Genomic DNA, 21227 nt, shown 5'->3' on the forward strand with positions numbered 1-21227 from the left:
ATGGGAGTGATGATGATGGAAATTACGATGTATGTAAGCATAGCCGTAAAATTGGTTGTTGCTTTGGTTGGATTGCTGATTATGACACGACTTCTGGGAAAGAAAGAGATTTCTCAGCTTACGGCTTTTGATTTTGTCTCCTCCTTAATGCTTAGTGAGTTAGTTGGAAATACGATTTATGATGACAATGTTCATCTCAGCCATCTCGTCTTCGCACTTGTGATCTGGACACTGCTTGCACTTGCCCTTGAGAAGTTTATCTGGACAGTCCCTTGGATTTCCCGATATGCAACCGGAACACCCGATTTGCTGATCCGTGATGGGATTATCGACTTTAAGGCGATGAAGCGCAACAATCTTGACTTTGGTCAACTTAGTATGCTGCTGCGGGAAAATGATGTGTTCTCTATGAGGGAAGTCGCCTATGCGTTGTTCGAGACGAATGGCAGCATTAGTGTGCTCCGCCAAATGGATCCGGCAAACCAAAACAATGGGGAGGCAGATTCCCCTAAGAAAAGAGTCTGCCTGCCGGAGAGTATTATTGAGAATGGGAGTATCAATGAAGCAGCACTGGGGCGTCTCGGCCGTGACCCGGAATGGCTGAAGCAGCTTTTGCAGCTGAGTGGAATCAGCCATCATGAACGGGTTCTTTTTGCCGAATGGTCCGATTCAAACGGACTTTTCTATCAGCTTAAATAGATTTAGCAAAAAAGCCTAACCAATCCAAGGGATTGACTAGGCTAAATGCTTATGATCTGCTAATTAGCGATTATCGATTTTTTCCGGGTAGAGGTCATGATTCATCAATCGATGCTCAGCCATCGCTTCGAACTTCGTGCCGGGTTGACCCCAGTTGCAATAAGGATCGATAGAAATGCCGCCGCGCGGGGTGAATTTGCCCCAAACCTCGATATAACGAGGCGCCATCAGCTCGATCAAATCATTCATAATAATATTGACGCAGTCCTCGTGGAAATCACCGTGATTCCGGAAGCTGAACAGGTACAGTTTAAGTGATTTGCTCTCCACCATTTTAATATTCGGAATATAAGAGATGTAGAGTGTAGCAAAATCGGGCTGTCCAGTTACTGGACACAAGCTAGTGAATTCAGGGAAATTAAACTTAACAAAGTAATCTCTGTTCGGGTGCTTGTTATCGAATGCTTCTAATAAAGTGGGATCATAGTTGAATACATACTTGGTTCCTTGATTGCCTAATAAGGTAATCTCTTTCAAATCTTCATTGCTTCTGCCTGCTGACATGGGTGGTTCCTCATTTCATAGTTTTTTAGAGAGGGAGTTCGCGAACCTCTTGTATTTTTCATTAGAAATGTACCATATACGCACGCAAAATGCATCCTCATCGCTGATGGGATTTCGTGGAGAGGCCATATTTTCATACGAAAGTTTCCGTATATTCACGATTGTAGACATGTAGCCAAATGGGCTCTATGCGGGTAAAATAGATAAATACATGTGCAACATAGAGATGGAGGTTCGTAAGCTTGAAAGCCTATCAGGAACTATTACAAGATATTCTTACTAATGGTACGAAAAAGGAAGATAGAACAGGGACAGGGACAATTTCAGTATTTGGCAGACAGATGCGTTTCGATCTTGCGGCAGGATTTCCTTTGGTGACGACGAAAAGAGTGCCTTTTCGCTTAATCGCTAGTGAAATGTTGTGGTTTATTAAAGGCGACACGAATATTCGTTATCTGTTACAACATAATAACCACATATGGAATGAATGGGCTTTTAAGAAATGGGTGGAGAGCGCGGATTATTCGGGACCGGATATGAGTAACTTCGGGTTACGCTCACAGCAAGACGAGACCTTCAAGCTTCAATACGATGAGCAAATGGATGAGTTTGTGAAAAAGGTGCTCGAGGATGACGAGTTTGCTAAGCAATACGGTGAGCTAGGGGATGTCTATGGCAAGCAATGGAGGGATTGGACGACGACGCAGGGAGGTACGATTGATCAGCTTAAAGAAGTTATTCATATGATCAAAACGAACCCTGATTCTCGCCGTCTCATCGTATCTGCATGGAATCCGGAGGACGTACCTAGTATGGCGCTTCCACCTTGTCACACCTTGTTTCAGTTTTATGTGGCGGAGGGCAAGCTGTCCTGCCAATTATATCAACGCAGCGCAGATACTTTCCTTGGCGTACCTTTTAATATCGCTGGCTATGCACTGCTAACGTATCTTATTGCACATGAATGCGGGTTAGGCGTCGGTGAGTTCGTCCATACGATCGGAGATGCCCATATTTATACGAATCATATGGATCAAATTCAAACCCTGCTCAGCCGCGAGCCGCGCGAATTGCCAACGCTCAAGCTGAACAAGGATGTCGCTTCAATATTTGATTTCGACGTTAGTGATATTGAAATGCTGGAATACAATCCGCATCCAACGATTAAAGCACCTGTGGCTGTATAAACAACATATGACGAAGGGAGGGGCTCCTGCATGAGTATTTCATTTATTTTTGCAATGGATCGCAACCGAGCCATCGGTGTGAATAATACATTGCCTTGGCATTTACCAGGGGATCTGAAGTTTTTCAAATCCGTGACGATGGGTCACCCTATTCTTATGGGGCGGAAGACGTATGATTCCATTGGCAAGCCGTTACCGGGCAGACGCAACGTCATTCTCACTCAAAATCCACAGTTCCAAGCGGACGGCTGTGAAGTTATTCATTCTGTGCAAGAAGCGGTGGACGAATTCCGTGATCAGGAACTGTTCGTTATCGGCGGGGCGGAAATCTTCCGACTGTTTACTTCCGTCGTGGACCGCATGTATATTACACACATCGAGCATGAGTTTGAAGCGGATACGTTTATGACCGAACTAGACTTGTCTGAATGGACGTTGGTATCCAGTGAACAAGGCGAACGGAACGAGAAAAATCCTTACGAGTACTACTTCCGAATCTACCAAAGAAAACAAGCTTAAGGAAATAAATAAGGCCCTGAGTTATCTGTTATTATCACAGAGAGCTCAAGGCCTTTTTTATTATTTACGCTTTTTTGTAAGCGACACGATCAGGGATAAAGCTCCAAGTACGACTGCAGCAATGGAGAGGTAGAGAGGAGTGTTGGATGATGTGCCACTGGCTGCAGCACTGCCAGCCGTTACTTGACCGTGGCTGTCTGTCGTAGCACCGGTTGCTGCTTTTGCTTTAACTGTCGTTACAGAAGCAGGCTTGTCAGATCCATTAGCGCCAACCCATTCAACTACGCTGCCATCCTTATAAGTTTGGTATGCTTTCCACACGATCTCGGTAGCAGCATCCGCTACTTTGCCTTGCATATTGAATTCACCGAATTCTGTACTAGCAAGTCCATCTCCGGTTGCTTTCCAAGTGACACCTGTAATTTTACCAGCTGTATCTTTAGCTAGCTCGTAGGTCCAACCTGCTTTGGGCTCAAAGCGAGAAACCGCTACAGCATCCATAGGGAATTTCACTTCTACTTTCACAGTAGGAATGTCTTTCTCTGAAGGCACACGTACCGTGAATTTCTCGTAGCTGCCTTGAGTGGATTCTTTCGGATATACAGTAACGTGGGCGCTGGCGATACCCGCGAGAAGCATAGAGCCAATTAACATAATACCTGCATTTAACATCAGTTTTTTAAACATAAAACGTGTTCCCCCTTTAAGTTAACTCTTATCATGTTGTCCATATTACCTGATCGACAAGCATAAGAGTATGACTCGACTGGGCTATTTTTTTGACTAGTTTTGTCCTTTTCGTGTCAATCCGTGCTTAATGGCGAATGCGGTGAGCTGGACACGATTCTCAAGTCCAAGCTTTACCAATATATTTTTCATGTGGTTTTTAACCGTATGTTCGGATATCAGCAGCTTTTCTGCAATCTGCCGGTTGTTATCCCCTAAGGCAACATAGGCGGTAATTTCCTGTTCCCGAGAGGTCAACATGCTCGGTGACGGGCCTTCTGTATGCATACCAATGGGGGCGCGGAACCTTTGGAAAAGCTTATCCGCCATCCCCCTAGCGGCTTCTGAATTATCGTCGAGCAGCGCTCGAAGGTAAGTGAGCCATTCGTCTGGGTCCATGTTTTTTAACAAATAGCCTTGAGCTCCGAATTGCAGCGCTGTAAAAAGGTCAGCTACATCATCGGACACGGTGAGCATGACGATGCGTATAGCCCCGTATGCTTGCTTAATGCGCCGCGTTGCTTCAAGTCCATCCATAGGGGACATATGTATATCCATTAAAACCACATCAGGCGCGACCTCGCCGCAAAGAAGAATAGCTTCTTCACCGCTGTTCGCTTCTCCTACAATATAGAAGTCGGAGACAGGCTCCAGCATGCTGCGAATCGCTTTCCTAGCCAGTGGATGATCGTCTACGATGAGAACGCGGAACGGCTGATTGCTGGGCATTAGTTCTTCCTCCTATTTGCTTGTACCAAAAGTGTAGTTCCCGTAGCCAACTGGCCCGGTTCTTTCATATTTAACTCGAAAGATGCACCTAGCTCGGCTGCACGTTTCTGCATCAATTCAACACCATAGGTCTTCCCTTTTGATGTTCCGTGATGCAATCCATTTCCATTATCGGTAATGTGTAGACGCCATTCCTCTGGATGAGCTTCCAGAATAATTGAAGTTTGCGTTGCCATGGAATGCTTGCGTATATTGGTGAACGCTTCTTGTATAATGCCGAAAAGCTGAACTTCTTCTCCAGAAGAGAAGCTGTTTTCTTCGACGGTTAACTTCTCATGAAGCTCAATACCTGTCACCAATTGCCAATTCTCCAGAAATTTATGGATGCGCTGCTGGAAGTTAGCTCCTTCCTCCGGTGGTGTTCTCAGATTAAAAATGGCTTGTCGCAGCGAGTTATCGATTTCGGACACCGCTGCTTTGGCTTCTTCCAAATCTCCTTGCTTCAACTTCACATTAAGGAAGAAAAGGGTTTGTGCCAAGTCATCATGCAGCTCTCTGGCCAAACGCTCGCGTTCTTCATACACGGCTCTGCGGGCTTCACCGATTGTCACTTTCTCATTGCTGCGCTCAATACTTTGAAACATCCACGAAGCAAAGAGATAGGAAAGCAGCAAAGTAATGATGGTAATCGTGAAATTACCAGCTTCCATGGTTAAATAATTAAGTAAAAATTCATGACGAATATACTCAAAGCCGCCGATGATGAAAACAGGCACTAGAATCGTAAAAAGCTTGAAAATACGAAGAGACATAGGGCCGATCCATTCCTTTCCATAGTCCATCTTTGGAACGGTTTCTATTATATCAGATATGTGTTAGATTTCTTCACAAAAAAATGAGGCAGGTACTTCTCAAGTCATGCACACGTGTGCTACATTATTATTAAATCGTAACACGAAAAGAAAGGCAGGGTGTTAATCATGTGGAAATCAATACTACAGCAGAGAAGAAGCTGGGCTGGGTACGTTGGTGTGATCGTCCTCTTACATATACTTGGGCTTATCGGATTATATAGTGTAGCGAAAATGACGCCTGCCTTTTGGGGGATTGGGCTCCTTGCCTACACATTAGGGATGCGGCATGCATTCGACGTTGACCATATTGCGGCGATCGACAATACCGTGCGCAAGCTCGTTCAGCAGAAGAAGAATCCATTAGGTGTTGGTTTCTACTTTTCTTTGGGACACTCCTCTGTCGTCTTCATCATGGCCATTGTGACGGCATTCTCTGTACAATGGGCAGCGCGTGAGCTTCCTTGGATGCAGCGTTTTGGAGGCGTTATCGGCGCTTCGGTTTCCGGTCTATTTCTTGTCATTATTGGCATTTTAAATTTACTCATTCTTATCAATCTATATAAAATGTTCTTGAAATTTCGTGGCAGCACAAATGATGATAAAGAGTTCGAGGAGCTTCTCGAGTCCCGTGGATTCATTGCTCGAATGATCAAACCACTTTTCTCTTTCATAGGCAAAAGCTGGCATGTATACCCGTTAGGTTTTCTCTTTGGATTAGGTTTTGATACAGCGAGTGAAATTGCGCTCCTAGCGATCTCTGCCCATGCGGCGAAGGAAGCTATCCCTTTCATTGGCGTCATATCACTTCCGCTGTTGTTCGCGGCAGGGATGAGCCTCTTCGATACAGCCGATGGGATGTTCATGACCAAAGCTTACAAATGGGCATTTCATACACCGGTACGTAAGCTTTATTACAATTTAACAGTGACCGCATTGGCTGTCATTGCTGCTTTAATCATTGGTGTGATTGAGCTAGGTCAAGTTCTCTCCGAAGAATTCAGATTGGAAGGGACCTTCTGGACGTGGCTGCAGGAGATTGATTTCGGGACATTAGGCTATATCTTAGTTGCTCTGTTTGTGGTGGCATGGGCCATTTCCATTGCGGTTTGGAAAGGGATGAAGATTGAAGAACGCTGGCGTGCAAAAGTATAAATCATCGTGAAAAAAGTGGTCTCTGATAGCCTATGAGACCACTTTTTTGTTATGGATAACAATGGAATATGGATATTTTCTAAAGGTTATGATAGAAAAAAGGATTTTGCTGAAATATGTTGAAAGTAGTCTGTCTGAACTTCAGATACTCTGTAAAAGAAAGTAGGACTTATATGATTGAGTTTAAGCATATTTCCAAAGTATATCCTAACGGAACTATTGGGTTGAATGACATTAATTTAACTATTCATCCCGGAGAATTCGTTGTTATTGTAGGTCTATCAGGAGCAGGTAAATCCACCTTGCTGCGTGCGATTAACCGTTTGCATGAGACGACAGATGGAGAAATATTAATCGATGGCAAATCCATAACAAAGGCGAACGGTGCCGAATTACGCCGTATGCGCAGAGATATCGGGATGATCTTCCAAACCTTTAATCTAGTTAAGCGTTCTACCGTGATTCGAAACGTATTATCCGGACGTGTAGGCTATCATTCTACCTTGCGTACAGTGCTCGGATTGTTTCCTAAACACGATATCGAACTTTCTTTGAAAGCACTGGAGAGAGTCAATATTCGGGAAAAAGCTTATTCACGCGCCGATGAATTGTCCGGCGGTCAACAGCAGCGTGTTTCCATCGCGAGAGCGCTGGCACAAGAAGCGAAAATCATTTTAGCAGATGAACCAGTAGCCTCCCTTGATCCATTAACGACGAGACAAGTTATGGACGACTTGAAGCGGATCAATACAGAGCTTGGTATAACGACTGTCGTTAACCTTCACTTTATTGACCTCGCACGTGAATATGCAACTCGAATTATCGGACTTCGCGCAGGTAAAGTCGTATACGACGGACCCGTTTCGGAAGCAACGGATGATGTTTTCTCCGAGATTTATGGTCGTGCGATTAAGAAAGACGAGCTCTTGGGGGTGCTGGAGGAATGAGTGTAGCGACAGTCAAGAAGCCTCCTCGTACGAAAATCTATCTCATTGCCCTGATCATGGTGCTTTTCCTGATTGGGAGTATATATCAGACAGATGCGACGCTGACGAAACTCGTTACCGGTACTCCGGAGATTCTTAAATTCATTGCCGAGATGTTTCCGCCGGATTGGCTGTTTTTCGCTGATATATGGAAGCCAATGGCACAAACGCTGCAGATGTCCATTATTGGTACAGCAATTGGAGCCTTGTTTGCTTTTCCGATGGCACTGCTAGCAGCTCGTAATGTTACTACGGCGCCATGGTTGTTCTACCCAGCTAGACTTATCATGAATCTATTCCGAACGATTCCAGATCTGCTCTACGCAGCACTATTTGCTGTTTTGGTAGGCTTTGGCCCAACGGCCGGTACACTTGCACTAATTTTCTTCACCTTTGGTATTATATCTAAGCTTTCTTACGAATCAACGGAAGCTATTGACCCCGGACCGCTTGAAGCTATGACGGCTGTTGGCGCTAACAAACTCAAACTCATTCGTTTCGGCGTTATTCCTCAGGTTGCGCCTACTTACTTGGCTCATTTATTGTACACATTCGAAGTTAGTATTCGGGCATCAGCTATTCTCGGATTGGTTGGAGCCGGTGGTATTGGCTTGCTGCTCAAAAACACGCTGGATCTGTTCCGTTACGATCAGTCCTGTGCCATTGTTATTTATACCTTATTAGTTGTTGTTATTATTGATTTGGTCAGTACACGATTCCGTTCCTATTTGCTAAAAGGCAGCGCGAAACCGATGTCAGCTTCGCGTTCAACTACGTATAAGATAATCGGTTGGGTTGCCGTTGTTGCTTTGTTCATATGGGCATTAACTGGCCTTGAGTTGACGGGCTTCCAACCAACGACTTGGATTCTCACGAAATCCATGTTATCCGGTTTAGTACATCCTGATTGGGCTTATGTGTATATCCCAGAAGGTGAAGATTTACTTCGATCCTTGCTTGAAACCTTATCTATTTCCTACTTAGGTAACTTTGTTTCAGCGATTGTCTGTCTCCCGTTTGCCTTCTGGGCAGCAGCTAATATGAGTCGATTTCGTGCAGTTTCAAGCACAGGGAAATTGTTCTTGAGTGTCGTACGAACAATACCGGAGATTATTATGGCTTTGATCTTTATTAAAGCAGTAGGTCCTAATGCTTTTGCTGGGGTTATGGCATTAGGACTTCACTCTGTAGGGATGCTCGGCAAGCTTTATGCAGAAGCCATTGAGAATATGGATATGGGACCTACGGAAGCCATGACGGCCGTAGGTGCAAACATTTGGCAGCGGATGGCGTTTGCCGTGGTGCCGCAGGTCATTCCCGATTTCATTTCGTATACCTTATATCGCTTTGAGATTAATGTCCGTTCAGCGACATTGCTAGGTGTTATTGGTGCAGGAGGTATCGGTACGCCACTCATCTTTGCACTCAACGCGAGGCAGTGGCCGCGAGTTGGTATCATCCTCATTGGGATTATTGTCACCGTCTCTGTCATTGACTACATCTCAGGGACACTCCGCAAACGCATTGTATGAGGACATAGGAAAGTCTTTATAAGTGAAATTTAGTTGAAAAATAAGCCTCCAATTCCAGCTATCAAAGTTGGTTTGGAGGCTTATTTGTTCGTAAATGATGGCATTTATTTAGGATGGCCCATTTAGGGCAGTACTGTTTGTTTGTTTTAGGATAAAATGATGACTTTTTCGGATTTCGCGGATTGTGGAAAAGACGGTTCGGAGGGAAGATTTTTACTAGTAAAATGATTTTACCCTGCTTACGAGCTAGGGAGTTGTATAACGTACAATAATTTCTCTGTTTTTGTCTGTAGTTTTTTGAAGATGTTGCATTTCGTACAACAATTTAGGCGCATTAATAAGCAGGATGATCAAAGTTTGCGTAATTGTTGTATTTTCCGCAACAATAAGCAACATACCCACGACTGTGTGGCCTACAAGTTGTATAAAAATATTATTATATAAAACTTTAGGCTAGCAAATTCACGATAACCCTGCGTTTGTACTACCGACGAGCATCGGCTCGCGGAGCTCTCGCTGAAAGCGCGGTTTTCGCACTTATTTGTTCGAGCGCTCCACATTAAGCGCGGTTTCCGCGCTTTCACAGGACGCGCGCGCGGGACTGACTACTGAGAAGCCGATTCTCAGCTTCTCAGACGCTACCCACGTAGCGATTGTTGTACAAACTATTACAAAATACAACTTCCTAAACGGGATATCTCTATTTAATCATTAGCTATAGTGCCTGCCTTGGGCTACCAAGCGAAGTGACCTATTTTCACGTCGATTGTGTGATTGGGCTAATGAATCCAAGACTGGTTCTAACACCTCAATTTGTTCGATCAGCTCTATAGGAATCAAGACATTATTCAATTTCAAAAGTCGAAAAGTAGGATGGTAATTCGTAATGACCCCCCTTATCTCGTCTTTACCGCACCGGATAGAGACTTCTTTTTTGCAACTAATAAGCATTTCGAACATCCAATTTTTCACCTCACTATGATATATGACAGGTCCAGGTAAACGTTTGTCATGCAAAAGTAAAAAAACATTTGCGCGGACGTGCCACATTCATAGTATGCAAGGGAGGTTCGGAGTAGAATGCAAAAAAATACCTCTACATAATCCAAAAAGATCATGTGGAGGTATTTTCATTTCACAGGGAACTAAGCTTATTTCAAGCCCATTTCTTTATTAACGCTACGAACGATGTCGAATTTGGAATCTTCAGAAGCTACATAGCCTTTGTGTGAGTAAACATCGAAAATGACTTTTTGACCTTCTGGGTCATTACCAATAGCGATGAACGCGTCTGTAATTTTCTTTTTCCATGCTGCATCCATATCCGAACGAACGGCGATGGTATCATTAGGAATTTTATCAGAGAAGCTAAGAACGCGAGTTTGTTTGAATACATCTGGGTAATCTTTCGTCATATTCGTACGAATGTCTTGGAATACGCCTACAGCGTCAACTTGACCGTTAAGAAGAGCGATAACCGCTTTATCATGTCCTTGGAATTGAACACCAGTTACATCTTTTACTGGATCTACGCCAGCTTTTTTCAGTACGAATCCTGGGTAAACGTAACCAGCTGCGGATGTAACACCTTGCCAGCCCATTTTCTTGCCTTTCAGATCAGCAACTGTTTTGATTGGGGAATCTGCTTTAACGAGAATCTCTGATTTATAGAAATCAACAAGATCTTTGGTTGGTTGGCCTGTTGCATCGTCAACGCCTAGACGTGTAGCTTGTACAAGTAGGTCAGCTGCTTTACGATTGTCATGGGCAACAACGTAGTTACTTGGTGGCAAGAAGCCAACATCAACTTGTTTGGATGCCATTGCTTCAATAACAACGTTATAATCTGTTGATACGGAAACCTTAACTGGGATGCCCAGTTTGTCACCTAGTAGTTTTTCAAGTGGCTTTGCTTTTGCTTCAAGCGTCTCTGCATTTTGGGAAGGAACGAACTGTACTTTAAGTTCTTTAGGTACGAAGCCTGCAGCTGCAGCTGGTGTAGCGGAAGCTTTCGTAGATGCGGATGCAGCGGGAGCTGTTTCCTCTTTTTTTGCACAGCCTGCAAGAACACCTGCAGCAACAATCATGGACAAGCTAATGACAGTAAATTTTTTCATCATCTTTTTTTGACCTCCGTTTAATTGTTTACTTTTATCTATGATGTACTATAACATTATCATATAATATATGGAAGATAGTGTGAAGTATTTGTTAATCTGACAATCGATATGTAAAGTGTTACAAAATAATACGCTTGGAGTGGGTAATTTGACTCAACCTAGTAAGCTGCAGAAAAGTAGAGTAACTCTATTAGAAACAAGTGATCTGCATGGAAATATGCTGCCTATTCACTATGCAAACAATCAACCTAACGATGTGGGTCTATCTAAATTGGCTGCGCTTATTGCCGCCGAACGTAAGAAAGAAGCCCATGTTATTGTGATTGATAATGGAGACCTGATTCAAGGAACACCACTTGCGTATCATCATGCTAGATTAGATAACGAGCCGATGAACCCGATGGTCCTTGGTCTGAATTATGTGGGTTATGATGCGGCCGTTATTGGCAATCATGAATTTAACTATGGACTTCGTGTGCTGCAAAAAGCGGTTCAGGAATCCAAGTTTCCTTGGTTATGTGCCAACATTGTGGATGCGGAAAGCGGAGAGCCGTTCCTAGGAAAGCCATATTTGATTAAAGAGTTACCGGACGGCGTTCGCATAGGTATTCTGGGATTGACAACTCCCTATATTCCGAATTGGGAGAATCCCGATCATATCGAGGGTCTACGGTTCGAAGATGCTCTAGAGTCGGCTAAGAAATGGGTAAAGGTACTCAAGGAGCATGAGCAAGTGGATGCTGTTGTTGTCTCCTACCATGGCGGTTTTGAAAGACATCTAACGACGGGTGAGCCTACGGAGCCTCTAACGGGAGAGAACCAAGGCTACCAACTATGTATGGAAGTGGAAGGGATAGATGTTCTGCTTACAGGGCACCAACACCGAAGCATTGCGGGAGTAGAAATCAATGGTGTCATCATTGTTCAACCAGGAACTGCTGGTGTAACACTTGGTAAAGTTGAATTAGAGTTCTCAATGGAAGATGGCAAATGGCGCATCGATGCCAAGAAATCGGAGCTGCTTTCTGTGGCTAATATTGAAGCGGACCAGAAATTAATTGATGTTGTTAGTGCGTATGAAGCGAAGACTCAGGAGTGGCTCGACCAACCAATTGGTAAGCTGTCCGGAGATATGCTCGTCAATGATCCCATGCAAATTCGCTTAAAAGACAATGCGCTTATCGAGTTCATCAATCGTGTTCAGATGGAGCTCTCGGGAGCAGCCATTTCAAATACAGCGCTGTTTGATAACGTATCGCCAGGATTTCCAGCAGATATAACAATGAGGGACATCGTGTCCAACTACATTTATCCGAATACTTTAAAAGTGATTCGGATTTCCGGACAAGACATCAAGGATGCTTTAGAGCAGTCAGCAGAATACTTTGAATTGACGTTATCTGGTGAAGTTCAGGTGAGCAGCAAGTTTAGAGACCCAAAGCCGTCGCATTATAACTATGATATGTGGGAAGGGATTACCTATAAATTGAATATATCCCGTCCAATCGGCATGCGTGTCGTACAACTGGAATATGAAGGGAAACCGCTGGATCTCGAAGCTTCATTCGATGTTGTTATGAATAACTACCGAGCTGCAGGCGGTGGCAATTATGCGATGTTCCAGGATAAACCGGTCATCAAGGATATCCCGACGGACGTAGCCGAACTATTGGCAGGATACATCATGGAGCGTGGGACCATTGAAGCTAGCGTGAACGAAAATTGGGAAGTCATCTGGGACTAGGTTGTTGTCATAAATAAAGCCGCACATAAGAGAGAGTGTAGTCTCTTTCTTGTGTACGGCTTTTTTTGTTTGAATGGCGTTATGATTCGCGAATGTATTCCCGGTCCCCTGATCTAGGATTGTAATACACGCGATAGGTGAAACCATCTTTTGGATCAATGAATACCTCTGATGTTGAGACAAAGCCGTTTGAAGGCTTACCAGGCGTCGTTGAACCGTTGTTTTTATAGCGTTTGTCATAAATGAGATAGCCCAGAAGAAGGAGAATAATAAAGCCGATGACCCATGTTCCATAGATAAGTAAAATTGGACCGAGTCCACTCATAGCCTTCGTGTCCGGACGGCGGTGCCATAAGCGACAATTTCACTCATATTTTGTCCGATGTCACCGCTATCGAAACGCATCATTACAATAGCATCAGCGCCCATGGCTGCAGCATTTTTGACTAATCGGTCCATGGCTTGCTTTCGCCCGTCTTCTACCATCTGGGTATACTGCGTGACTTCCCCACCGACAAGTCCCTTTAATGAAGCAAGAATATCGCCGCCAATCCCTCTGGCTCGAACAACGACCCCAAATGTACTGCCCAATACTTCCGTGACTTCATAGCCTGCGATGTTTTCTGTTGTAGCTACGATCATGAAGATCATCTCCTTTTTTTGTAAAATAGACTCTTGCTACTTGATTGAGATTCGATATTATTAACTTAGTACGAAAATGAAAATAGGGGGTTTCACATTGAGTATCATAAAAACGATTGAATTATGGCCCGGAGCATCCAAGGATAGCATAGGTGAACATAACCAAGGATGTCCGAGTTTGACTTTATACCCTGTGTCTAAGGGAGGCCTAAGCTCTGCAGTTATAGTATTTCCTGGAGGAGGATATGGTACGCGTGCTCCTCATGAGGGAGAGCCGATTGCCAAATGGTTAAATGGGCTTGGGATTTCAGCTTTTGTTTTGAATTACCGCGTAGCTCCTTACGAACACCCGGTTCCACTCCAAGATGCACAGAGGGCAATTCGAACTGTAAGGCATCATGCCGAAGAATGGCAGATCGATCCGAACCGCATTGGTATTCTTGGCTTCTCGGCAGGTGGACATTTGGCTTCTACAACCGGTACACATTTCGATGCAGGGGATCGGGAGTCCGTCGATCCTATCGAAAGACAGAGCAGTCGTCCCGATGTGATGGTGCTGTGTTACCCTGTTATTACCTTCTCCAGAGAGTATGGACATGAAGGCTCAAAGATTAATTTACTGGGAAAAACACCGGATGAGAAATTGGTTTCGCTGCTATCTAATGACCAACAAGTAACAGCGCATACGCCACCGACATTTCTTTGGCATACAGCTGATGATGCGGCTGTTGCCGTCGAGAACAGTTTGCTATTTGCAGGGGCGCTTAGCCGTCATAAAGTGCCTTTTGATCTGCACGTGTTTGAGAGCGGGCGTCATGGTATTGGAATAGCGGATGATCATCAGGAAGCTTATATTTGGCCTGAAATATGTGCGAATTGGCTCAAAAAGCAACAGTTTGCATGACCAAGCTCTTTTACGAATGCCATATGCTTGGAGATTCGGCTATTGTAATTAGGCTTGGTACGGACATTGATTTATCTATTCTGAATCGTGTACGTCAGTTAACAGCTTACCTAGAGAATAATCGTTTTGAAGGTTTTATCGAAATAGTAACGGCATATACAACAATCACGATTTATTATGACAACTTTCAGGTTTACAACCACTATTCAGAAAAGAGAACCACCCGAAAAAATGGACAGGCCAGCTGGACGAATACGTTATTACCTTATGACATTGTCTTATTACATATACAACATCTCTTGGATAACTTTGAACATACAAATGAGGTTCATATTAACGAGCCTAGGAGAACTATTAATATCCCTGTTTGTTATAGTGGGGATTATGGTCCGGATCTTGAGGATGTTGCGGACTATCATCGTGCTAGCAAGGAAGAGATCGTGCACCTACATACCTCACAGATTTACCCGGTATATATGATTGGCTTTGCACCTGGATTTCCTTATTTGGGTGGATTGGATGACCAGCTAGCTACACCAAGAAAATCGGTACCTCGGACGAGGATACCCGTTGGTTCGGTGGGCATTGGCGGTGCTCAAACAGGCATATACCCTTTTGAAACGCCGGGCGGCTGGAATTTGATTGGTCGTACACCGCTGGCTTTATTTCGTCCAGATTCTGATCCACCATCACTACTGAAGGTAGGAGATCAAGTAAGATTTGTTTCCATCACGGCTGAGCAGTTCCAATATGAAAAAGAGAGGGACATGGGAAATGGGCTTTGAGGTCATCAAGCCGGGATTATTATCAACCTTGCAGGATGAGGGACGGTATGGACAGCGGAAATATGGCGTCATTACATCAGGCCCCATGGACCTCTTTGCGCATCGAGCAGCCAATATACTTGTTGGGAATAATAGGGGCGCAGCTGCTCTAGAAATGACGCTGCTAGGACCGAGCATGGTTGCGAAGAAGGATATGCTGCTATCTTTATGCGGAGCTGATATGGAAGCAGATAGGGACGGTATTCGGGTTCCATTGTGGCGACCATTTCTGATCCGTAAAGGAGACCAGTTAAATGTTCATTATGCAGTTAAGGGATGCAGAGCCTACTTAGCCGTGTATGGTGGTTTCGAGGTGAAACCTGTAATGGGCAGCAGAAGCACCTATTTACATGCGGGCATAGGCGGTCACCAAGGTAGAGCACTCCAAGCGGGAGATGATTTGCCGGTAAGACAAGACGTGGTAGGCGATTATCTTCACCATCCAGGGTCTGTGAGTGCTTTTATTCGTCCGGGCTATGAAGACAATCCAGTTGTAAGAGTCGTAAAAGGGAAGGAAGCTGCCCTTTTCACCGAGGCAAGCGTACGCAGCTTTCTGGCTCAAAGCTATATCGTTACTGCGCAGTCAGATCGAATGGGTTATCGCTTGGAAGGGAAGGAGCTAGAACTATCTGATGGCGTACCGAGTGAGATGATCTCAGAAGCGGTCGTCCAAGGGACGATTCAAGTGCCCCCAAGTGGACAGCCCATCCTTCTGATGGCGGACTGCCAAACAACCGGAGGGTACCCGCGCATCGCGCACGTCATCACGGCCGATCTTCCCTTAGTAGCTCAGGTGAAACCAGGCGGAAAGATTCGTTTCCGGGAGGTCAGCCACCGTGAAGCCCAGGAGCAGATCTTGCTGCAGGCGATGGATTTGCGGCTGCTTGAGGCTGGGGTTCGGGCTTGGGTGCGGGATCATGGATAAAAGAGTTGAGGACTCAAGAGTTGAAGGATTGAAGAGCTGAAGAGCTGAGAGCTGAGGAAGGAGCTGAGAGCTGGAGTGCTGAGAGCTGGAGTGCTGAGAGCTGAGAGCTGAGAGCTGAGAGCTGAGGAGCTGAGAGCTGAGAGCTGAAGAGCTGGAGAGCTGGAGAGCTGGAGAGCTTGAAAGCTTGAGAGCTGAAGAGCTGAGAGTTGAGAGTTGAGAGCTGAAGAGCTGAGAGCTGAAGAGCTGGAGAGCTGAGAGCTGAGAGCTGAGAGCTGAGAGCTGAGAGCTGAGAGCTGAGAGCTGAGAGCTGAGAGCTGAGAGCTGAGAGCTGAGGAGCTGAGAGCTGAGGGGTTGAGGAGCTGAGAGATGAAGAGCTGAGAGCTGGAGAGCTGGAGAGCTGAGAGCTGAGAGCTGAGAGCTGAGAGCTGAGAGCTGAGAGCTGAGAGCTGAGAGCTGAGAGCTGAGAGCTGAGGAGCTGAGAGCTGGAGTGCTGAGAGCTGGAGTGCTGAGAGCTGAGAGCTGAGAGCTAAGAGCTGAGAGCTGAGAGCTGGAGTGCTGAGAGCTGGAGTGCTGAGAGCTGAGAGCTGAGAGCTGAGAGCTGAGAGCTGAGGAGCTGAGAGCTGAAGAGCTGAGAGCTGAAGGGCTGGAGAGCTAGAGAGTTGAAGAGCTGAAGGATTGGAAAATTGAAGGACTGGGAGTGAGGATTCTGCGTATTGACTTGAATTGTGATATGGGTGAAGGCTTCGGCGCATATCGCCTTGGCCGGGACGAGGAGCTGCTCGACTTTGTCAGCTCCGCCAACATCGCCTGCGGGTTCCACGCAGGCGATCCCGCAACCATGCGCAGCACTGTGCAGCTGTGCTTGCGCAAGGGCGTTGCGATCGGGGCCCATCCGGGCCTTCCCGATCTACAGGGCTTCGGCCGGCGTGAGATCGCGATCACGCCGACGGAGGCTTACGAGCTGACGTTGTATCAGCTCGGGGCGCTGCAGGCGTTCGTCCACGCCGAAGGCGGACGCCTGCAGCACGTCAAGCCGCATGGCGCGCTCTATCACATGGCTGCGAAGCGCCATGATCTCGCCGCGGCCATTGCGGCTGCGACTGCCAGCGTCAGCGCGGAGCTGACGTTGTTCGGTCCGCCCGGCAGCGAGCTGCTGCGGGCGGGTGCCGCCGCGGGGCTGCAGACCGCGAGCGAAGCCTTCGCGGACCGCAGCTACCAGCGGGACGGCACGTTGACGCCCCGCGATCAGCCGGGGGCGCTGCTCTTCAGCGCCGTCGACGCTGCGGCGCAGGTCGTAAGGCTCGTCCGCGAAGGGAAGGTCCTCTCCCGAGAGGGAGAGGACCTGAGCATGCGCGCGGACACGATCTGCATCCACGGCGATGGTGCACACGCCGTGGAGTTCGCGCGCGACATCCGCGCGCTGCTAAACAGCAGCGGCATCGCAGTTGTGGCGCTCGGCCAGTAGTCAGCGTGTTTGCCCTCACCGCGACGGAGCTCCAATGTTTGAAAGAAGTCTTGTCACCCGAAGGAAGCTGCGCAGATTACGGAAGACCTGTAAGTAGATACAGATGGAATTCCTCCTGTTAATTTCACTAGGACATCGTTGAACGTGCATTTAACGGGAAAACCTCCAGCTACATTCAGTGTTAATGCGTCATTTAGCTGATTTCTGCTTAATTAAAGGTAGGTTTTCCGGTTAAAGGACTACCAAACGAAATATCCAATAAATTAACGGGAGTTTTTCCATCTATCATCGCAAAAAAGTGTGCTCAGAACGTATAGATGAAAAATAGATTGAGGAAAGATATAAAGGGATAGTAAATATAGACCTTATGAACTTTCAAGAAGTTTATATTCATTTGAAATATTTCTAGGAAGCTACTAACTTAACGAGTAAAGAAGAAACGCTGTACTCAAATTTAAAAGACTTAACAATGTATGTTAACTACTAAGATATTCATAGCTCAAACTTAAATAGACTTGTTATGTCAGATTATTATAAGAAGTATAAATCAAAAAGAAAAGTAGTCGAACCATTATTAAAATAATGGCTCAGTTAAGCTCACTCCAAAATTACGAACTAATACACTAAACTATTTTTTACGGAGAAATCTAAAATTTCCATAATCAATCACAACAATCTCTCCATTTTGGTCTAAACGTAAGTTTTGAAAATTTGGTTCACCCTGACGGTTTACAATTTCATAAGGTATGATTCCATTTTCCTTAAATAGGGTTCTCATTTCGTAAAGTTTTCGCTTATATTCTTTAGATTTCGGGAAATTCCGATTATATTTCCCCATGATTAACCAGCCATATTTATTCTCATAGTCTATAATTTTGGCAAGATGTTTTCTTACAGGAAATGGACATGAATTAAATGTTCTTACTTCTCTAATGTTGCTTTTAATCCCATATGTAGTTTTAACAACCTTTAATACTTTGCTATTACTGAGATCATATACAATTCGTCTTGAACCCAATCCGATGAATTTTCTTCCTTTAATAATTCAATGTATTTTTTCATTTTTTTAAGGAGACCCCCTAAATATTGAATGAATAATTTATTTAACTTATTCAAAAACATTAAGAAGAGTTATAGACTTCAACATATTTTCCACATAAATCTTTCTTAGACTAACGAGAGTTCAAACAATAGAGGCTGCTGGCATTAGGTCGGTGGCTTTTTCTCTTCTACCATTTATTTTGAATGTCCAATCAGGTTGTGGTTCTCGACATAGAATAAGTTGACGCTAATATCCGTAAATTGCTCTGTCGAGATGTCATTACTTGAATGGGGGATGCTGCCTTGATTAAAATGGACGAGTACATGAAAAGGAAAATAAAAGGGAAGAAATACATTGGGGCTGGGGGAACGAGAGTTGTATACGATTTAGGTAACGGGTATGTGTTGAAGATAGCAAAATCAAAAAAAGGGATCATATGCAACCAGATGGAAGTAAACCTGTATAAATCATCTTTGAAACCGATAAAAAAATATCTTGCGCAAATTATTGATTACGACGCAGCATATCGCTGGGTAACCATGAAAAAATATGATCGAAAATTCCCCAATTCTCCAATATATAGACGAGAACTTATGAAAATAGTAAAGAAATTTTTGGGCAATGGCATCATTCCATCAAATGGTGTGGGTCAGTATCATAAACCCCATACTCCTAACCTGCGTTTAAAGCGGAATAATCAGATCGTGGTCATTGATTATGGGGGATTTAAATATGACAATAAATGAAAGGAAAAATATATAATCAGAAATTCCCTTCATCTAAAAGAATATAAACGGAAACTTTTTATGTTAATAATTTACAGTTCCAACTAAATAATCCATACCAATAAAAGAATCAAGCAGGCAATTACTTAACTTTCTACGAGTTTAAGTAACTGCCTGCTTCTTTTTTATGTTTACAGTTTTTAATCAGTTAGAATCACGTTGCTTATTCGCTTGGACAATGAAATGGCGTTCTCTTCGTATAGAAAATGACTAACCGCGGCTTAGTAAATCCATAATTCGCCGCTGAGCGTTTATTCCGGAAATCATCCATATATTCCCTTTGTGCACTAGTTCTACGTTATGTGCTGTCGTAACGCCATACAAGCTTCGCTAAGCTACACGTTTCGCTAACAAAAAGCGACCCCTCCAATACGTATTAAAATCGGTAAAAGTAACCCCGGGCTGCCCGTACGTATTAATGAATCTCCCATTACCCGCATATATCCCCACATGGCCTACAATGCGATTGCTAGCAAACCGCCCAGGTGTGTAAAAGAACATCAGGTCCCCGGTTTGCAAGTTATTGATGTCTACGGTTTGTCCGACTTGGGCTTGAGACTGAGAAGATCTTGGAAGATTGACGCCGAAATGGGAATACACATACTGGACGAAGGAAGAACAGTCAAACGTATGCGTACTATCGTAGGGTCCCGATGAAAAGCTGTACGGCGTTCCTAAAAAGTTCTGGGCATAGCTTATTAAGTTACTTTTATCTACATTATTCACGGAAAGGCTCTGTATTTGTTCTGTTGAACTTCCAGACTGCTGTGCAGATGCGTTTTGTTGTTCGGACAACGTACTGTCATTGATCGGATTAAAGACAACCTGCGAATTTTGAGCGTTCCAATTCACCGGGGTACCCATCAAAATTGATAACGCCTGTGTTGTCATATAAGGTTTGTGATCGAATAATCTCGGAGCCTGCGGAAGTTCGATGGGTTTATCGCCTACTAATGCTTGAGTTTGATTTACTTTAACGGAATATACGGGGTCCGTGGCACCCATTGAGAAACTGTCGCCCACGTAGTGCAAATCAAAATCTATCGATGCCGAGGTTTCCTCCAGCGGTACCCAGACTAGTCCGTTGGTTTCACTGTAAACCTTAACATTGGAAAATGTCGAATTGTCCGCTACAAACATGCTGGCATTCTGGCCGGCTTGGGCATGGGTAGTTGTAGGCGCTCCAATGTTTTGGGTTTGTTTATTTGTACAACCTCCACCCATGAAGATCATAGTGATACAAAGGGTGGTTAAAACAACCTGCCATTGCGTTTTCTTTTGAAGAATCATAAACAAAACCCCTTCACCAAGTTGATATGGGTTAGGTTTTGTCAGGAAAAAATAATTATGCATGAAATAGACTCGCTACAATCAGATCATCCGTGAACTTGCCGAGAAAGACTACAAATCTCGCTACGGACGCCCGATCAGCAACTTTTTGACTCATATGAAGGCGGAATGTTGTAACTAGGAGAAAACGAATATAACCATTCTTTCACTTGAGAACAAGCTGGAAATATGAGTAAATATAGAGGTAGCCGGCCGGCTAATTACTTCGGAAAGGAGTGATCAAAGTGATTACAACAAAAGCAGAGGTGGTCTCTGCGTAAGCAGAGGCCATCGTTCCAAACGGGGGTCGCTAGGCCCCCGCATATTTTTCCTGAATGAGTAGACAGCGAGATGCTTTTTACATATAATGAGAATGTGAACACGTAGTGAACACCATAAATTAGGAGAGACTTTGCTCTCCAACCCAATTTCAAAAATTAAACTATCTGGTGAAAGGAGTGCTTTTTAATGAACACAATGACAGTAGCGATGAATGTTG

At 44.6% G+C, this 21227-nt stretch carries 21 protein-coding genes and 1 riboswitch; of the genes, 12 read left to right on the plus strand and 9 right to left on the minus strand.

All coding sequences use genetic code 11. The features are described from left to right. The first annotated feature begins 15 nt into the window (after nt 1–15). Nucleotides 16–699 carry a DUF421 domain-containing protein gene (locus GC098_RS27925; RefSeq protein ID WP_246359015.1) on the plus strand — a complete coding sequence of 228 codons (684 nt, stop codon included), beginning with the start codon at nt 16–18 and terminating at the stop codon, nt 697–699. A 63-nt stretch (nt 700–762) separates the two neighbouring features. Here the strand turns inward: GC098_RS27925 and queF are convergent, their stop codons facing one another. After that, on the minus strand, nt 763–1263 hold the full coding sequence (queF, locus tag GC098_RS27930; RefSeq protein ID WP_029198588.1) for a preQ(1) synthase: 501 nt from the start codon (nt 1261–1263) through the stop codon (nt 763–765). Between the two features lie 11 nt (nt 1264–1274). Further along, a riboswitch (PreQ1 riboswitch) is annotated at nt 1275–1318 on the minus strand. Between the two features lie 187 nt (nt 1319–1505). Between queF and GC098_RS27935 the strand changes: the two genes are divergently transcribed. Next, nucleotides 1506–2450, plus strand: a complete 945-nt coding sequence (locus GC098_RS27935) for a thymidylate synthase (RefSeq protein ID WP_171646466.1) — start codon at nt 1506–1508, stop codon at nt 2448–2450. A gap of 30 nt (nt 2451–2480) precedes the next feature. Next, nucleotides 2481–2969 (plus strand): dihydrofolate reductase, encoded by a 489-nt coding sequence (locus tag GC098_RS27940; protein WP_171646467.1) that lies wholly within the window; start codon nt 2481–2483, stop codon nt 2967–2969. Nucleotides 2970–3029: 60 nt separating this feature from the next. Here the strand turns inward: GC098_RS27940 and GC098_RS27945 are convergent, their stop codons facing one another. From GC098_RS27945 to GC098_RS27955, 3 genes are all read right to left on the minus strand, one after another. After that, nucleotides 3030–3656 (minus strand): YcnI family copper-binding membrane protein, encoded by a 627-nt coding sequence (locus GC098_RS27945; protein WP_171646468.1) that lies wholly within the window; start codon nt 3654–3656, stop codon nt 3030–3032. A gap of 96 nt (nt 3657–3752) precedes the next feature. After that, entirely contained in the window at nt 3753–4424 is a 672-nt protein-coding gene (locus GC098_RS27950) for a response regulator (protein ID WP_171646469.1), read from the minus strand. After that, the gene (locus tag GC098_RS27955) at nt 4424–5266 is read right to left on the minus strand and encodes a sensor histidine kinase (RefSeq protein WP_246359016.1); all 843 of its coding nucleotides are present in this window, start codon (nt 5264–5266) and stop codon (nt 4424–4426) included. The genes GC098_RS27950 and GC098_RS27955 overlap by 1 nt, the downstream gene beginning before the upstream one ends. A gap of 138 nt (nt 5267–5404) precedes the next feature. Between GC098_RS27955 and GC098_RS27960 the strand changes: the two genes are divergently transcribed. From GC098_RS27960 to phnE, 3 genes are all read left to right on the plus strand, one after another. After that, on the plus strand, nt 5405–6430 hold the full coding sequence (locus tag GC098_RS27960; RefSeq protein ID WP_171646470.1) for a HoxN/HupN/NixA family nickel/cobalt transporter: 1026 nt from the start codon (nt 5405–5407) through the stop codon (nt 6428–6430). A 173-nt stretch (nt 6431–6603) separates the two neighbouring features. Continuing rightward, the gene (gene phnC / locus GC098_RS27965; protein WP_029198595.1) at nt 6604–7377 is read left to right on the plus strand and encodes a phosphonate ABC transporter ATP-binding protein; all 774 of its coding nucleotides are present in this window, start codon (nt 6604–6606) and stop codon (nt 7375–7377) included. Then, nucleotides 7374–8948, plus strand: coding sequence for a phosphonate ABC transporter, permease protein PhnE (gene phnE, locus GC098_RS41750; protein WP_376773965.1), 1575 nt, complete (start codon nt 7374–7376; stop codon nt 8946–8948). The genes phnC and phnE overlap by 4 nt, the downstream gene beginning before the upstream one ends. A 1151-nt stretch (nt 8949–10099) precedes the next feature. Here phnE and GC098_RS27980 read toward each other — a convergent pair. Further along, a complete protein-coding gene (locus GC098_RS27980) occupies nt 10100–11068 on the minus strand; it encodes a phosphate/phosphite/phosphonate ABC transporter substrate-binding protein (protein WP_171646471.1) in 969 nt (322 codons plus the stop codon). Nucleotides 11069–11234: 166 nt separating this feature from the next. On the opposite strand from GC098_RS27980, the gene GC098_RS27985 reads away from it, so the two are divergent. After that, nucleotides 11235–12812 carry a bifunctional metallophosphatase/5'-nucleotidase gene (locus GC098_RS27985; RefSeq protein WP_171646559.1) on the plus strand — a complete coding sequence of 526 codons (1578 nt, stop codon included), beginning with the start codon at nt 11235–11237 and terminating at the stop codon, nt 12810–12812. A 79-nt stretch (nt 12813–12891) separates the two neighbouring features. Here GC098_RS27985 and GC098_RS27990 read toward each other — a convergent pair whose 3' ends face one another. Together GC098_RS27990 and GC098_RS27995 are read right to left on the minus strand one after the other, a co-directional pair. Next, the gene (locus tag GC098_RS27990; protein ID WP_171646472.1) at nt 12892–13137 is read right to left on the minus strand and encodes an HD family phosphohydrolase; all 246 of its coding nucleotides are present in this window, start codon (nt 13135–13137) and stop codon (nt 12892–12894) included. Beyond that, nucleotides 13134–13454, minus strand: a complete 321-nt coding sequence (locus tag GC098_RS27995; RefSeq protein WP_029194039.1) for a heavy metal-binding domain-containing protein — start codon at nt 13452–13454, stop codon at nt 13134–13136. The genes GC098_RS27990 and GC098_RS27995 overlap by 4 nt, the downstream gene beginning before the upstream one ends. Nucleotides 13455–13530: 76 nt before the next feature. Here GC098_RS27995 and GC098_RS28000 point away from each other — a divergent pair, with 76 nt between their 5' ends. From GC098_RS28000 to GC098_RS28015, 4 genes are all read left to right on the plus strand, one after another. After that, nucleotides 13531–14358 (plus strand): alpha/beta hydrolase, encoded by an 828-nt coding sequence (locus GC098_RS28000; protein ID WP_171646473.1) that lies wholly within the window; start codon nt 13531–13533, stop codon nt 14356–14358. Further along, nucleotides 14355–15143 (plus strand): 5-oxoprolinase subunit PxpB, encoded by a 789-nt coding sequence (pxpB, locus tag GC098_RS28005; protein ID WP_171646474.1) that lies wholly within the window; start codon nt 14355–14357, stop codon nt 15141–15143. Before GC098_RS28000 ends, pxpB begins: the two co-directional genes overlap by 4 nt. Then, entirely contained in the window at nt 15109–16107 is a 999-nt protein-coding gene (locus tag GC098_RS28010) for a 5-oxoprolinase subunit C family protein (RefSeq protein WP_246359018.1), read from the plus strand. Before pxpB ends, GC098_RS28010 begins: the two co-directional genes overlap by 35 nt. 703 nt (nt 16108–16810) lie before the next feature. Then, entirely contained in the window at nt 16811–17572 is a 762-nt protein-coding gene (locus GC098_RS28015; RefSeq protein WP_171646561.1) for a LamB/YcsF family protein, read from the plus strand. Nucleotides 17573–18200: 628 nt separating this feature from the next. Here GC098_RS28015 and GC098_RS28020 read toward each other — a convergent pair. Further along, nucleotides 18201–18590, minus strand: coding sequence for a hypothetical protein (locus tag GC098_RS28020; protein WP_171646475.1), 390 nt, complete (start codon nt 18588–18590; stop codon nt 18201–18203). A gap of 311 nt (nt 18591–18901) precedes the next feature. On the opposite strand from GC098_RS28020, the gene GC098_RS28025 reads away from it, so the two are divergent. Next, nucleotides 18902–19360, plus strand: a complete 459-nt coding sequence (locus tag GC098_RS28025; protein ID WP_171646476.1) for a hypothetical protein — start codon at nt 18902–18904, stop codon at nt 19358–19360. Between the two features lie 369 nt (nt 19361–19729). On the opposite strand, the gene GC098_RS28030 is transcribed toward GC098_RS28025, so the two are convergent. After that, on the minus strand, nt 19730–20689 hold the full coding sequence (locus GC098_RS28030; protein WP_171646477.1) for a C40 family peptidase: 960 nt from the start codon (nt 20687–20689) through the stop codon (nt 19730–19732). Between the last annotated feature and the right edge of the window lie 538 nt (nt 20690–21227).

This window comes from Paenibacillus phytorum (genome assembly GCF_013141715.1).
Classification (GTDB): Bacteria; Bacillota; Bacilli; order Paenibacillales; family NBRC-103111; genus Paenibacillus_E; species Paenibacillus_E phytorum.

Coding starts and splice junctions, on each gene's coding strand:
- GC098_RS27925 (WP_246359015.1), top strand. CDS start 16: ATGGAAATTACGATGTATGTAAGCATAGCCGTAAAATTGGTTGTTGCT.
- queF (WP_029198588.1), bottom strand. CDS start 1,263: ATGTCAGCAGGCAGAAGCAATGAAGATTTGAAAGAGATTACCTTATTA.
- GC098_RS27940 (WP_171646467.1), top strand. CDS start 2,481: ATGAGTATTTCATTTATTTTTGCAATGGATCGCAACCGAGCCATCGGT.
- GC098_RS27945 (WP_171646468.1), bottom strand. CDS start 3,656: ATGTTTAAAAAACTGATGTTAAATGCAGGTATTATGTTAATTGGCTCT.
- GC098_RS27950 (WP_171646469.1), bottom strand. CDS start 4,424: ATGCCCAGCAATCAGCCGTTCCGCGTTCTCATCGTAGACGATCATCCA.
- GC098_RS27955 (WP_246359016.1), bottom strand. CDS start 5,266: ATGGACTATGGAAAGGAATGGATCGGCCCTATGTCTCTTCGTATTTTC.
- GC098_RS27960 (WP_171646470.1), top strand. CDS start 5,405: ATGTGGAAATCAATACTACAGCAGAGAAGAAGCTGGGCTGGGTACGTT.
- phnC (WP_029198595.1), top strand. CDS start 6,604: ATGATTGAGTTTAAGCATATTTCCAAAGTATATCCTAACGGAACTATT.
- phnE (WP_376773965.1), top strand. CDS start 7,374: ATGAGTGTAGCGACAGTCAAGAAGCCTCCTCGTACGAAAATCTATCTC.
- GC098_RS27980 (WP_171646471.1), bottom strand. CDS start 11,068: ATGATGAAAAAATTTACTGTCATTAGCTTGTCCATGATTGTTGCTGCA.
- GC098_RS27990 (WP_171646472.1), bottom strand. CDS start 13,137: ATGAGTGGACTCGGTCCAATTTTACTTATCTATGGAACATGGGTCATC.
- GC098_RS27995 (WP_029194039.1), bottom strand. CDS start 13,454: ATGATCGTAGCTACAACAGAAAACATCGCAGGCTATGAAGTCACGGAA.
- GC098_RS28000 (WP_171646473.1), top strand. CDS start 13,531: ATGAAAATAGGGGGTTTCACATTGAGTATCATAAAAACGATTGAATTA.
- pxpB (WP_171646474.1), top strand. CDS start 14,355: ATGACCAAGCTCTTTTACGAATGCCATATGCTTGGAGATTCGGCTATT.
- GC098_RS28010 (WP_246359018.1), top strand. CDS start 15,109: ATGAAAAAGAGAGGGACATGGGAAATGGGCTTTGAGGTCATCAAGCCG.
- GC098_RS28025 (WP_171646476.1), top strand. CDS start 18,902: ATGGGGGATGCTGCCTTGATTAAAATGGACGAGTACATGAAAAGGAAA.
- GC098_RS28030 (WP_171646477.1), bottom strand. CDS start 20,689: ATGATTCTTCAAAAGAAAACGCAATGGCAGGTTGTTTTAACCACCCTT.